Raw genomic sequence first — 13,506 nt, 5'->3', positions numbered from 1 at the left:
GGCGTCGGCAGCCTCGGCGACCCTTCCCTGCCGGAGCCGCGTCAGGCCAGCCTGGGCGATGGCCTCCGGTGCGAGACCAGGCGCCGGACCTGGCGCAGGCTGGGCCGCGGCCGGGACGGCGCCGGCAAGCGCCGCGCCTACGGCGGCCGCGGCCAGGATGGCCCCCCTGCCCCGATAACTCCCCGACTGCCCGAACCCAAGCCGCCGGGCCCCCCCCGGCTGGCGGCGTGATGTCATGTGCGCATCCTCAACCGTAGCGCGGCGCGGCGCCGCAGCACCCAATACAGCGGGATCGCGATGATGATCGCTGCCCCCACGAGGATGGCCAATAGCAGGTCCGGCCGAGTCCCCAAGACCCGTTGCGGCAGCAGAGTGATCGGAAGCGACCCCACCGCGTAGTTCCGGAACACCTTGAAGGACTCCATCCGGCCGTTGGACAGGTGCGCCACGTCACCCTGGATCTGCGGCAGCAGCGCGGGGTCGCGCAGGGCCCCGACCATCGCCTCCATGCCCTGCGGGGTCGAACCCGTCACCGCGACGACGGACCGGTCGCCGTTCAGCGGCGAGCGGAAGCCGAGCAGCAGCCCGCTCCCCTCCCCCGCGCCGCCGAGGACCGCCGTCAGGCGCTCCCGCTGCAGGCGGCGGTCGTCGGACAGGAAGATGTTGCGGAAGTTCTCCAGCGCGTCGGGCAGCGCGACCGTCACGCGGTTGCCGTCCACCTGGATCGGCCCGTCGCGAAGGAGCTGCGACAGCGCGGGCTGCCGCGGCAGCGCCCCCATGACGATGAGGTCACGGTTCGCGACCGCGTCGAGCCCGCCGGGCCGCGCCACCTCGATCCGGCTCGCCGGATAGCCGACCGTCGCCGCGAGCTTGCCCATCAGCGTGAGCGTCGAGGCGATCTCCAGCGCGTTGGCCCGGTCCGGCAGCACCACCGCTGTCTCGGAGAAGTCCGCGTACTTCGTGTAGGGAAAGCCCGAGCCCGCGAAGTAGGCGAGGTTCGGCAACTCCGTGAACCGGTAGGCCGTGGACAGGTCGATCGTGCTGTCCGGATCCACCGACGCCCGGACGTCGCCCGGCACCGAGATGCAGTCGCCGCGGTTCAACGGCCGCATGTCGAAGCGCAGCTGTAGCTCGTTCAACCCGAAGACGAGGTAGGGCGGCAGTCCCAGCCGCCCCTCGCCGCGGTCCGCGGAGGTCGAGGTGCCGATCTGGCGCGCGATCCAGCCGAAGCCGAAGGTCGGATCACCTTCCCGCAGCGGGAAGGACTTCAGGTACACGTCGTTCAGCGCGACGTCGAGCCGCGACACCGCCACGTCCATGATCGGCCCCGGCGGAGAGCGGAAGCGCACCTCCACCGGCAGCGCGCGATCACGGAAGGTGTAGAGGTCCGGCGCCGTGCGGAACGGCACGGAGATCGGCCCCGGCGCGTAGCCGAAGGACTGCAGCTCCGTCGGGTCGACCAGTTCGCCGAACCGAACGGGCCGATCGATCCGGATCCAGCGCGGCGCGTCATAGGCTTGGCGCTGGGGCAGGTCCTGCCCCTGCACCGTCGCGATCTCGCCCGAGAGCGCTTCCTTGCGCGTCGCCACCGCCTGCGCCGCCGATGCGGCCTCCGCCCCGGAACGCCCGCCGACCACGAGCAGCAGCCCGTTCCGGTCGTTCGGGTTGTTGACGATCGCGAGCGTCGGCCCATCGAAGCGCGGCAGCGTCAGGCCGGGGATCGAGTCCGTGCCTGTCGCGATGACCACCGCGTTGCCGCGCGCCGGAAGGGTCGAGGACACCGGGAAGCTCGCGCCGCGATAGTCAGCCTGCACCGCGAACCAGGAGGATGTGATGATCGCCGCCCGCACGGCGTCGTTCCCGGCCCCGTCCGCCAGCACGAAGGGCAGGACAAGCGGCTCGCGCAGCAGGCGCGGGTCGAAGAACGGTTCGGGCAACCGTGCCAGGTCGCGCGTCAGCGGCAGCCGCTCCAGCGTGATCTGCAAGGTCGAAAGGTCGGAGACCGTGGACCAGAGAAGTCCGGACAGCGGGTCGTTGCACTCCACCGCGTAGCGACCGGTGAAGCGGAAGTTCAGCCGGTTGCTGTCCGCGAAGAAGACCGGGTTGATCTGGAACTCGACGGGGCCGAAGGCCGGACGCGCGCGGTCCGGCGTGATCGTGCCGACGAACTGCTCGTTCAGCGTCACCGCGATCTGCGACAGCTCGGGGATGAGCGCCGGCGAGGTCGCGCCCTGGAGCGTCAGCCGCGCACCCGTCACGACCTCGTCGCCGCGCACCCCGAAGAGCACGCCCTGGAGGTCCGCAAGGCCCCGCAGCTGCATCGGCGACCGCAGCCCGAGCTGCCGCAAGGTCCGCGTTTCCGTGCGCGTCCCGACGCCCGCCGGCGGCTCTCCGCCGAAGACGGACGGGGTGGACGGGGCGACGGGGACCGAGCCCACCCCCGGCGCCCCGGGGACCCCGAACTGCGGCACCGGCGGCGGCGCGAATTGCGGCACGGCCGTCCCCTGGGACGGCGAGACCGGCGGCGTCACGGCAATGGGCGCCCCCGTTGCCGGCTGCTGCCCGCGGCCCTGGGCCAGCGCCCCGGACGAAGCCAGGACGACGCCAGCCCCGAACAGGAGAGCGAGTGACAGTGCCGCGGCCCGCCGTGCGCGCTCCGCCGCGCGGCGCTGCGCCGCCTCGGCCCCGCGCAACGGCCCGGACTCGGCTGCGCGGACCGTCGTCACGACGCCCGCCGCCGGCACCGCGGGCCGCGCCGCCGGCGTGTTCGCCGCGCCGCGTCCCGCGCGCTGGGCCGCCTGCCGCCGCGCGCGCCGTGCACGCAGCGAGAACTGGCTGTCGCCACGGAACAGGCCGCCGATGGACCGCGCCACCTCGCCGAGCGACCGCAGCGGCCTGTCGAGCCGCACGTCGTCCCAGTCCACCCAGGCGTCGGCGCGCCCAAGCACGACGCGCGTGATGTTGCCCTCGTCGCGCAGGTCCTCCGGCGCGAAGCGCACCTGCAACCGCCCTTCCGACCAGCGCAGCACCTCGGCGGGAAGGTCAACCTTCTCCGGCCCGATATCCACTTCCAGCGTCACGAGTGCATCCTCCGGCAGCCCGTCGGGCCGCGCGGCGGCGATCGCGGCGCCGCCAAGTGAAAGGTCCAACGTCTCCCCGGGCACCGACCGCCCGTCGGGCAGCAGCACGGCCGCCGGCATGATCGCGCCGACGCGCGCGCGCTCGCGCACCTGCCGTCGTTCGCGACCCACCGCGAGCCCCGCCAGCACCGTCAGCAGCGACAGGATCACCCAGAGCGTGTTCAGCGCGTTCGCCTGGAAGTCCAGGCTGTCCGGCGGGTTCGTGGACATCCCGTAGATGCCCGAGAGCATGCCGAGGATGAGCACGAGCGCCAGGATGAAGTTCGGCAGCGTCGCGCGCAGGTCGAAGTAACCCTCCTGCAGCGTGCCGCCCTTGTCCGTCACGTTGAACTTGCCCTTCTTCGGGTCGAGCAGCGTCGTGAGCGTCACGGGCAGCAGGTACAGCGCCAGCACCGTCTCGTAGATTTCCGACCAGAAGGAGTGCCGCACGCGCTGCTGCATCTTCGAGTTCGTCATGATCGCGTGCGCCACGTGCGGCCCCGCATAGGCGATGATCGCGAGCGGCGAGGCCGCGATGATGTTCTGCCCGAACAGGAGGAACGCCAGCGGTGCCGTCAGGAACACGAAGCGCGGCAGCGGGAACAGGAAGTGAATCATCGAGGCCGAGTAACAAAGCCTCTGCGTGAAGTTCAGGCCGGGCCCGGTGAACGGGTTGTCCACGCGGAAGATCTGCACCATCCCGCGCGCCCACCGCATGCGCTGCCCGATATGTGCGATCAGCCGGTCCGTCGCGAGACCCGCCGCCAGCGGCATCCGCAGGTAGGCCGTCCGCCACCCGAGGCGCTGCATCTTGAGCGAGCAGTGGCAGTCCTCGGTCACCGTCTGCGTGGGCACGCCGCCCACCTGTTCCAGCGCCGTGCGCCGGATCACCGCGCAGGACCCGCAGAAGAAGGCCGCGTTCCAGAGGTCGTTGCCCTGCTGGATCAGCCCGTAGAACAGCAGCCCCTCGTTCGGCACGCGCTTGCCCGAGGCCAGGTTCCGCTCGAACGGATCCGGCGAGTAGAAATGGTGCGGCGTCTGCACCATCGCGAGCCCGCGGTCGCGCAGCATCCACCCCAGCGTCATCTGCAGGAAGGCGCGTGTCGCCACGTGGTCGCAGTCGAAGATCACGACGTATTCGGCGCTGGTCTGCGCCAGCGCATGGTTGATGTTGCCAGCCTTCGCGCCCTTGTTGTCCGGGCGGATCATGTAGCCGCAGCCCACGTCCTCGCAGAAGCGGCGGAACTCCTCGCGGCGCCCGTCGTCGAGGAGGTAGATGTTCATCTTGTGCCGCGGCCAGTCCATCGCCATCGCGGCGAAGATCGTCGGCTTCACCACCGCCAGCGGCTCGTTGTAGGTCGGGATGAACACGTCCACCGTCGGCCACTGGTCCGGGTCGTCCGGCAACGGCAGCGGCCGCCGCTCCAGCGGCCAGATCGACTGGAGGTAGGACAGGAAGAGCGTGACGATCGCGTAGATCTCGGCGAGCAGCAGGCCGGTGCCGAGGAAGGTCGAGAAGAAGTTCGTGTAGTCCAGCGTGTCCGTGATGCGCCAGTAGATGTAGCGGGCTGAAATGATCCCCGACAGCACGGCCAGGAAGACGAGCGTCCCCCGCCCCGGCACGAGGCAGGCGATGGCGAACACCACGAAGCCACCAAGTGCGACCCAGGCCTGCTGCTCCGCCTCCAGCGGCGCGACCACGAAGGGCAGCGCGGCGAGGAAGCCGAGGACGACGAGGAGCCGTCCCAGCCAGGCATTCGTACCGACACGTCGGGCGACGGCCTTCATCGGGCGGCCTCTACGGTTTCAGCGGCTCTCGCCGGCACCATCATGGCGGGGGCCGGCATGGCCGGCGGCGGCAAAGCACTCGCGACGAGACGCGCGACCTCGCGGAGGTCGGAGGCAGCGCGGCTGTCCGGTGCGTGCTCCAGCAGCAGCCTCTGGCAGGCCAGCGCTTCGGCCACCGTCTCCTCCCGGCTGATCGCGCCGAGCATCCGGAAGCCGAGATGCCGCGCCACCGCCTCGGCGGAAGCGCGCGACAGGCGGGAGTTCAGGTCGACGGAATTCAGCACCACCCTCAGACGGCCGGCGAGCAGTGCGGCCATCGTGCCGGTGCCCAGGAATCGGCCGCTCTCGATCTCCGGCACGAGCGCCGCCGAGATCGCCTCGGCCTGAAGGATCCCGATCACCATCGTCGCCATCGGCGCGAGGATCGCGAGTGCCTGCGACGGCCCGGGCGGCAGGTCCGCGACCACGACCAGCCCCGGATCGCTCAGCATCTGCCGCACCGGACCCGCGAGCAGGTCCGCATCGGCGTCGAGCGACGCCGCGAGGCTCAGCGCCCCCCGGAGGTCGAGCGCACCGTGCGCGATCAGCTGCACGCCCGATTCGGTCTGCCGCAGATGGTCGTGCCAGTCGGGTTTCGCCGTCAGTTCGGCCATCAGGCCGGTGCGGTCCATCAGCGACACGCCGAAATGAAGCCGCAGTGCGTTCTGCGGATCGAGGTCGATCGCCAGGACGCGGTGGCCGAGGCGTTGCAGCCCGTCGGCGACATTGGCCGCGAGGGTGGTCTTGCCGACCCCGCCCTTCGGCGACGCGAAACAGATCAAGGACATGCCGGTCTCCGTCAGACCACGCCGCGGCCGGTTCGGACGCCGGCGGCGACCCGGCGCAGCAACTCGGGAAGGGCCATTTCAACCCGGGCCGCGGGCCAGACACGCGACGACGCGCCGGACAGGTCGGAGCGCATCGCGGCGGTCAGGGCATCGAGCAGGGGATAATGCACCGCAGACTGCGACGGCTCTCCACGACCGACAAGGGTGTCGAGCAGCGAGGACCCGCTGCCGGGACCCTGCCGGCGGCCGCCCGTCCAGCCCAACGCGTCACGCGGTCCGGGAAGTGGCGGAACCGGCGGGGCGGTGCCACGCGGGCCGGCGGCCGGCGCCGAGGGAAGGATCGGTTCGGCTGCTCCGGCCGCCATGCGCGGCGGCGGAACGGGCGCCTGCGGCGGATGCCGTCCGACGACGATCGGCGCCGCTTGCGGAGCGACGGGGCGCGGCGGCGCCTCAGCGAGGAGCGTCTGTAGCAGGCTCGGGGTCCCGCCCGCCGGGGTAGCTCCCGCTACGGCTCGCGGAACCACCGGCGTGGACATCGGGGCCCGCGGCGGCGCGGCGACGACCGGCGGCGCAGCCGCGGAGGGACGGGGAAGAGGCGTGGCAGGCGCCATCACCGGCGTCGGCGCGGCCGTTGGCACGACCGGCGCAGCGGGCAGGCTCGGCGGAAGCGCAACGGCCTCCGGCGCTGCCGCGGCCGGCGCCTCGGGCGCCATAACGACTGGCATCGCGGGCGGCTCCGGCGCGGGAGACCTCGCCCCGGCGCTTAGCGTGGCATCACCGTCTGCGCCCGGCACGATCGTGGCGTCGGGTGGCAGGCTCTCGATCGCGGCCAGGGCCTCCCCCAGCAGCGGGAAGTCATCCGCCGGCGGTGTGGGAATCCGCGGTCCGGGGTTCCGGACGGGCTCGTTCCCGAAGCTCCGGTAACGCAGGGACGGCGTGCGCAGGGCCGCCGCCATCCGCGCCACGTCGCTGTCCTGGGCCATACGGGTTGCTCCACATCACGCGTCACATCTCCGTGCTATCATGAACGCAGATGCCGCGATGCGGAATATCTTAAATTCCCAACAAAGTTTCAAGAATGAGATGATTCATCCTGATTCAGACTGGGCCATGCGGGCGAGCAATCCGAGGGCTGTGTCATAATAGTCACGGCCATCGCCCCGGGCGTCGGTCAAGCCGCGCCGTACCGGCACATTGCCCCGCAAGGCCGCCAACCGGGCCACGCCGGCCATCCCCGGCCCCGCTGGGTAAGGTGACGTCGCATCCGTGGTCAAGTCGGCCCAGGCGGGCAGGTACCTGTGCGCCTCGTCGGCCCAAAACGTCGCGGGCCGCACGACGCAGGGTTCCTCGCCCAGCCCGACCCAGCTGAGCCAGAGCGGAATCCGAACCGCGTCATAGGCGAATCGCGCCGGCCACCCCTGGGCCGGGGTCACCCGCCCGTCGAGCCGGGACACCGCAATCCAGTCGGGGGGCAGCCCCCAGCGCCCGAACTGCGCCCCGCGCAGCAGCCGCAGCCCGTCCGTCACAACCCGCAGCCAGGCGGGGTCGGGCAGCGCCTCCGCCAGCGTGGCGATGGCGGGCAGCGCGTAATAGGACGGGTTGAGCACGACATGTGACCGGTGCTCGAAGCCCCGCGCCCCCGGCAGCAGAACGAGCATGTCGTCCACCCGACGCACCAGCAACCGCAGCACGTCCCGCGCGACGGCGATCCCTTCCTCGGTCAGCGACGGATCGGACCAGCGCGCCCCTCCTCGGACGAGCGACGCCGCAATGAACAGGTCACCATCCGTCGCGTTGTTCCGGTCCTGGATCGGGACGGCTGTCGGCATCCACCGCCACGTGTGCAGCAGGTCGCCGTCCCGCCGCAGCGTGGACCGCGTCCAGCGCAGCATGCTGTCGAAGGCCGGCCGGTCATCATGGTGCACCGCGAGCAGCAGGCCCCACCCCTGGCCCTCGGAGTGCGACTGGTTGTTGTTCCCCGTGTCCACCACACGCCCGTCAGGCGCGAGGAAGCGGGCCTTGAAGCGCGACCACTCGCCGTCGCTCGGCCGCGCCGCCGGCGGTACCCCGAGCGATTGGGCCCCGAGCGAATGAACCCCAAGCGGTTGGGCCCCAAGCGGTTGGGCCCCAAGCGGCTGCACCGCGAGGGTCGCCGCGCCCGCCAGCCACGTCCTGCGCCCGAATGTCATCGCCATCCCGCGAGCCTACACCCGCCCAGGTTGATCCTGCGTGAACGATCCAACCACCGGCTGCAGGCCCAACGACCCCCTTCATTCATCACGACAGCGTGATCCCCTGCCCGCGGGACCCCGTCAACACGGATGTTCGGCGCCCACTCCCCGCGTTACTCCCCGCCCATGCCTCCCCCGCTCCTTTTCCTCCGGGACGTCCGCAGGACCTTCGGCACCGTCGCCCTGCTCGAGGACGCGGAGCTCTCCGTCTCGGCCGGCGACCGCGTCGCCCTCGTCGGACGGAACGGGTCGGGCAAGTCGAGCCTCCTCCGGATCGCCGCGGGCCTCTTCGCGCCGGACGGTGGGACGCGCTTCGTCCAGCCCGGCGCCACGATCCGCTACCTGCCGCAGGATCCGGACCTCGCAGGCCACGCCGACACCTTCTCCTACGTCGCCTCGGGTCTCGGCCCCGGTGACGATCCGCATCGCGCCCAGCGCCTGCTGGCCGACCTCGGGCTGACCGGCGAGGAGTCGCCCGCACACTTGTCCGGTGGCGAGGCGAAGCGCGCGGCGCTCGCCCGCGTCCTCGCCCCCTCGCCCGACATCCTCCTCCTCGACGAGCCGACGAACCACCTCGACCTCCCCGCGATCGAATGGCTCGAGGCGGAGATCGCCGCGCTTCGCTCGGCCCTCGTGCTCATCAGCCACGACCGGCGATTTCTCGAATCGCTCTCCCGCGCCACCGTCTGGCTGGACAGGGGCGGCACCCGGCGGCTGGAGCAGGGCTTCGCCCATTTCGAGGCCTGGCGCGACGAGGTCCTGGAGGCGGAGGAACGCGACGCCCACAAGCTCACCCGCAAGATCGCGCGGGAGGAGCATTGGCTTCGCCATGGCGTCTCCGCCCGCCGCAAGCGCAACATGCGCCGCGTCGGCGAACTCCAGTCCCTGCGCGAACGGCGTCGCCAGCGGCGTGGCCCGACGGGGACCGTCCGGATGGAGGCGTCCGAGGCCGGCGGCTCCGGCACCCTCGTCGCGGCCGCCGAGCGGGTCACCAAGGCCTACGGCGCCCACCCGCTCGTCCATGACTTCTCCACCCGCATCCTGCGCGGCGACCGCATCGGCATCGTCGGCCCGAACGGCGCGGGCAAGACGACGCTGCTGAACATCCTGACGGGCGCCCTCGCCCCGGATTCGGGCGAGGTCCGCCTCGGCACGGGGCTGGAGATGGTCACGCTCGACCAGCGCCGCGCCTCCCTCGACGAATCGCTCACCGTCGCGGCCACGCTGACCGAGGGCCGCGGCGACATGGTCCATGTCGGCGGCGCGCCGCGCCACGTCGTCGGCTACATGGCCGACTTCCTCTTCCCGCCGGAGCAGGCGCGCACCCCTGTCTCCGCCCTCTCGGGGGCGAGCGCGCCCGGCTCCTGCTCGCCCGCGCCCTCGCGCGCCCGAGCAACCTCCTCGTCCTCGACGAGCCGACGAACGACCTCGACCTCGAGACCCTCGACCTGCTGCAGGAACTCGTCGCGGACTATGCGGGGACGGTGATCGTCGTCAGCCACGACCGCGACTTCCTCGACCGCACCGTGACGAGTGTCATCGCGTCGGAGGGGGACGGGCGCTGGCAGGAATACGCGGGCGGCTACTCCGACATGGTGGCGCAGCGCGGCCACGGCGTGCGCGCGGCGAGGGGTCTGGCGCCGGCGCCACGCCGCACGGCCCCGCCGCCGGGCCTGTCCGCCGCCACGACCACCCCGCCAGCGCCGCGCCTGACGATGGCCGAGCTGCAGGCCCTCCGGACCCTTCCGGCCGACATGGAGCGGCTTTCCGCCGAGATCGCGCGTCTCGGCGAGATGCTCGGCGACGCCGACCTCTACGACCGGGACCCCGCGCGCTTCGCCGCGGCATCCTCGCTGCTCGGCCAGAAGCAGGCCGCGCTCGCCGCCGCCGAGGAGCGGTGGCTCGAGCTCGAGATGCGCCGCGAGGAACTCGGCGCCTGACCCGCCCGTCGGGGCGGGGCAGCCCATCCGGCGCCGGCACGTCGCCAAGCCCTCTGATCGCGCCCCTTCGAACCCGCTGCGAGCCGGTGCAGGACGGGCCGAACCCGACCGATCCGCCGAGCAGACGGGCGAACACCTCGCATCGGTCATGCTGGCAGCGGCCAGCGCAGGGTCGGTCCCGACCAGGACAGGCCGGGGCCGGTCCGCCCGGACCGGTGAGGGAGCGCCCCAAGCAACGACCGGCCCAAACCGGCCTCAGGTCCGCACGGCCGGCCCGCGGCGTGACACGGTGACCGTCAGGAGCGAGGCCCCGATCTCGAACAGCCCGAGGATGAGGTGCGGCGCCCAGACCCGGTCCGCGAAGCCGAACAGCCATGGCGACGCCGCCAGCAGGATCCCGCTGCCCCCGTCGAGCGCCAGGTGGACCGGCATGGGGATCACCGGCGCCACGCCCAGCTCGTAGTCCGTGAGGAGCGAGTAGGCGATCGCGCCGGCGCCGAGGAGGACGGGGACCCATTGTGCGGCCGTGCCGTCCGCGAAGCCCGACAGCCAGGGCAGCGCGATGAGCAGCACCCCCGTGCCGTAGTCGAGGACGCCGTGGATCCGGGTCGGAATGAAGCGCATGGCGGGCGGGCCTTCCCTGGCATGGGCCCGGTGGGGTGACCGGCCGCACGGAGCCGGCCGCAGGGGCCCGGCCGCGCTAACGCGGTACGGGGCGCCCGGTTCAGAAGGCGCGCATGCGCCGCCCGACCTCCGCCAGGAAGGCCGTGCGTCGCGCGGCGTCGGCACGGTTCATGTCGTAGAGCGCGGTGTAGGACGCCCTCGCCCGGCCGCCCGTCAGCATCCGCAGGTAGCGCGTGACGGATTTGCGGGGCGGATCGCCCATCAGGATCGCTGTCCAGCGCGGCCGGCCATAGGTCGAGATGCCCGCGATCCTGCGGATATGCGTCAGCGCCGGACGCGCGACGCCTTCGCTCAGCGTGAACGACACCCCGGGGATGAAGACCCGGTCGAAGAAGCCCTTGAGGATGGCCGGCAGCCCGAAGCACCAGGTGGGATAGGAGAGGACGATCGCCTCCGCCCGCATCAGCCGGTGCACGTAGCACGCGACGGGTTCCCGGATGGCCGCCTCGTCGTGGTAGATGCGGCGGTGCTCCGCGCGCAGCACGGGATCGAAGCCCTCGGCGTAGAGGTCGCAGAGATCGACGTCGTGCCCCGCCTCGCGCAGCCCGGCCAGCGCGGCGTCCCGGATGGCCGCGTGGAAACTGTCCTCCAGCGGATGGGCGTAGAGGTAGAGGACCCTCAAGCCTTCCCTCCCGAACGCAGCGCCCCCTTCAGCGGGGCCCCCTTCACCAGGGCCCCCGTCAGCACCGCCACGTCCTCCTCATCCAGATCGACGGGCGTGCCGGCACGGGTCAGCTCCGCGAAGCCCTCGTTCGGCTGCATCATCGTCAGGCAGTACAGCTTGCCCGGCCCCGTGTTTTCCACGACGTGCACCGAGCCCGGCGGAAGCAGGAGCGTATCGCCCGCGGCGATCGAGACCCGCTGCCCATCCGAGATTGCCACCCCCTCCCCCCGCAGCACGAAGAACACCTCGTGCGCCGCGGCGTGGCTGTTGGGCGGAGTCGCCCCGCCCGGCGCGAAGATCTCGACGACGAGGGTGAAGGTCACGCCCTCCGCGATCGGGTCCAGCAGCAGGGCAAAGTAGTTCGTGTCGCTCGGCGCGATGCGGAAGGCCCGCAGCTCCGTCGCACGCTTCAGCACGGTCCCCGGTCCGTAATCGGCCATCGGCTGGGATGCGGCTTCGGTCATCGGCGTCACACTCCTTCCCGGCACGTCGCCCGGCACGGCATCATGCGACCATGCGCGTCCTGCTCGTCCACTCGCACCCCCGCCCCGATTCCTTCAACGCCGCCCTCGCCCGGACGGTCCGCGAAGCCCTGCAAGCTGGGGGCCACGACGTGGAGTTCCGCGACCTTCACGCCGAGGGATTCGACCCCGTCCTGTCTGCCGATGAACGCGGCCGCTACTACGACGTCCCCGGCAACCTCGCGGGCCTCGAGGATCATGCCGAGTCGCTGCGCCGGGCCGAAGCGCTCGTCCTGGTGTACGCGACCTGGTGGTACGGCATGCCCGCGATGCTGAAGGGCTGGTTCGACAAGGTCTGGGCCCCCGGCCTCGCCTTCCACCTCGGGGCCCCGGGGAGCAAGGCCGCGATCACACCGGGCCTGCGCAACATCCGCCGCGTCGCCGTCGTGACGACCTACGGCTCGCCCCGCTGGCTGCTGTGGTTCATCGGCCATCCCGACCGGAAGCTCATCGGCCGCGGCCTGCGGCGGCTCTGCGCGAAGGGCTGCCGGCTCGACTGGCACTCCCTCACCCGCATGGACGCCCGCACACGGAGGGAATGCGACGCCTTCCTCGCCGAGGTTCGGACCGCCTTCGCCCGCTGGTGATCAGCGGTGCGGCCGGCCTTGCCCATGGCGGGCCTGCCGCTGCGGCGGATCCGGCGGCGGCGGGACCTCGGCCGGATCTGGCTCGGCCCGGTGCAGCACGAGCCAATCCGCCTCGTTCACCCCCCGGCACAGGGGCATGGCGGTCCAGGACAGCAGCCGGAAGCGCAGCCCGTCCCAGGCCCAGCGGTTTTCCTCCCCGCAGTCGCGGGCAGTGCGGACGGACTGCCCGAACTGCCCGCTCTCCGGCGCGTAGGACAGGTTGGCGGGCGTCGCGACGGCACCGCCCGGGCGCGGGAACTGCACGCGGCGCGGTGCCCGCCCCTCGCGGTTCGTCACCATCGTCAGGGAGGTCGGACCCTGCGCCCCACGCGCGCAGGGATAGGCGTAGAGGAAGGCCCCGCCCGCCAGCCGCACCACCGGCGGCGGCGGGTTCCCGACCGTGGCGCCGGTCACGCGCCCCGCCGCGCCGGGCGGCAAGCCGCCGCCCTGCGCCTCGCAACTCGCGTCCGTCCCCGCCGCGTTGACGCCGGGCGGCCGCGGCAGCCGATCCTGCGGCGCCGGCGCGGGGATCGGCACCTTCGGCACCGCACCGTCCGACGCCGGCGGCGCCCCCGGCCCCCGCGCGACGAGCGCCGTCGTCGTCCGGTTCCGCCCTTGCCGTTCGTCCATCCAGCGCAGCGCGGCGCCGCCGCCGCGGATGTCCATCGCGGCGACGGCCCGGCCCGTGGCCTCGATGCTCAGCCGTGCCCCGTCGCGCAGCCCGGGCAGGAGCGTGCCGAAGTCCCTCGCGGTGATCGGCGCGCGGCCGGTCTGGTCGCCTGGACGCGGCGCGAGCGGCCCGACGGCCGTGCCGCCGTCCACCGAGAGCCGCCATCCACCGGCCGGGGCCCCGCCGCCCACCGGCACGATCGAGACCTCCGGCAGGTCCGCCCCCGCCCCGCCCCGCGCGATCCGCAGGTAGACCCGCCCCGGGCCCTCCCCTTCCGGCAGCACCAGCGCGGCGCAGGCGCCGGTGTTGTCGCAGCCGACGAGCCAATTGCCGAAGGTCCGGTAGGGCAGGTCCCGGGCCGGGCCCTGTGCGAAAGCCGCGATGGGAGCCAGGATCAGGCCGAACATCAGGAAGCGCATCGCGCGCACCATGCCGA

Annotated in this window: 9 protein-coding genes and 1 pseudogene; 2 read left to right on the top strand and 8 right to left on the bottom strand. The window is 72.4% G+C overall.

The genetic code is table 11. The features are described 5' to 3' along the window. Window positions 1-233: 233 nt before the first annotated feature. The 4 genes from bcsA to ACE7GA_RS20800 form a co-directional block, all read right to left on the bottom strand. Window positions 234-4,907: a UDP-forming cellulose synthase catalytic subunit gene (gene bcsA / locus ACE7GA_RS20815; RefSeq protein ID WP_376090937.1), complete on the bottom strand. Its 4,674-nt coding sequence runs from the start codon at window positions 4,905-4,907 to the stop codon at window positions 234-236. Then, window positions 4,904-5,734, bottom strand: coding sequence for a cellulose synthase operon protein YhjQ/BcsQ (locus ACE7GA_RS20810; RefSeq protein WP_376090934.1), 831 nt, complete (start codon window positions 5,732-5,734; stop codon window positions 4,904-4,906). The genes bcsA and ACE7GA_RS20810 overlap by 4 nt, the downstream gene beginning before the upstream one ends. 11 nt (window positions 5,735-5,745) lie before the next feature. Beyond that, window positions 5,746-6,717, bottom strand: coding sequence for a hypothetical protein (locus tag ACE7GA_RS20805; RefSeq protein ID WP_376090931.1), 972 nt, complete (start codon window positions 6,715-6,717; stop codon window positions 5,746-5,748). A gap of 105 nt (window positions 6,718-6,822) precedes the next feature. After that, complete coding sequence (locus ACE7GA_RS20800; protein ID WP_376090928.1) at window positions 6,823-7,929, bottom strand: glycosyl hydrolase family 8; 1,107 nt, start codon at window positions 7,927-7,929, stop codon at window positions 6,823-6,825. Window positions 7,930-8,091: 162 nt separating this feature from the next. Between ACE7GA_RS20800 and ACE7GA_RS20795 the strand changes: the two are divergent. Continuing rightward, window positions 8,092-9,905 (top strand): annotated as a pseudogene (locus ACE7GA_RS20795) (ABC-F family ATP-binding cassette domain-containing protein). Between the two features lie 255 nt (window positions 9,906-10,160). On the opposite strand, the gene ACE7GA_RS20790 reads toward ACE7GA_RS20795, so the two are convergent. The 3 genes from ACE7GA_RS20790 to ACE7GA_RS20780 form a co-directional block, all read right to left on the bottom strand. Next, entirely contained in the window at window positions 10,161-10,529 is a 369-nt protein-coding gene (locus tag ACE7GA_RS20790; RefSeq protein ID WP_376090925.1) for a hypothetical protein, read from the bottom strand. 100 nt (window positions 10,530-10,629) lie between these two features. Further along, on the bottom strand, window positions 10,630-11,211 hold the full coding sequence (locus ACE7GA_RS20785) for an NAD(P)H-dependent oxidoreductase (RefSeq protein ID WP_376090922.1): 582 nt from the start codon (window positions 11,209-11,211) through the stop codon (window positions 10,630-10,632). Continuing rightward, complete coding sequence (locus tag ACE7GA_RS20780; protein WP_376090919.1) at window positions 11,208-11,717, bottom strand: cupin domain-containing protein; 510 nt, start codon at window positions 11,715-11,717, stop codon at window positions 11,208-11,210. The genes ACE7GA_RS20785 and ACE7GA_RS20780 overlap by 4 nt, the downstream gene beginning before the upstream one ends. A gap of 50 nt (window positions 11,718-11,767) precedes the next feature. On the opposite strand from ACE7GA_RS20780, the gene ACE7GA_RS20775 reads away from it, so the two are divergent. Beyond that, on the top strand, window positions 11,768-12,361 hold the full coding sequence (locus tag ACE7GA_RS20775; RefSeq protein WP_376090916.1) for an NAD(P)H-dependent oxidoreductase: 594 nt from the start codon (window positions 11,768-11,770) through the stop codon (window positions 12,359-12,361). Here ACE7GA_RS20775 and ACE7GA_RS20770 read toward each other — a convergent pair whose 3' ends face one another. Continuing rightward, window positions 12,362-13,489: a DUF1176 domain-containing protein gene (locus ACE7GA_RS20770; protein ID WP_376090913.1), complete on the bottom strand. Its 1,128-nt coding sequence runs from the start codon at window positions 13,487-13,489 to the stop codon at window positions 12,362-12,364. Between the last annotated feature and the right edge of the window lie 17 nt (window positions 13,490-13,506).

The organism is Roseomonas sp. CCTCC AB2023176 (genome assembly GCF_042259275.1).
GTDB lineage: Bacteria > Pseudomonadota > Alphaproteobacteria > Acetobacterales > Acetobacteraceae > Roseomonas.
Note: the sequence above shows the minus strand (reverse complement) of the source record. Positions and strands in the feature narration are given on the sequence as shown.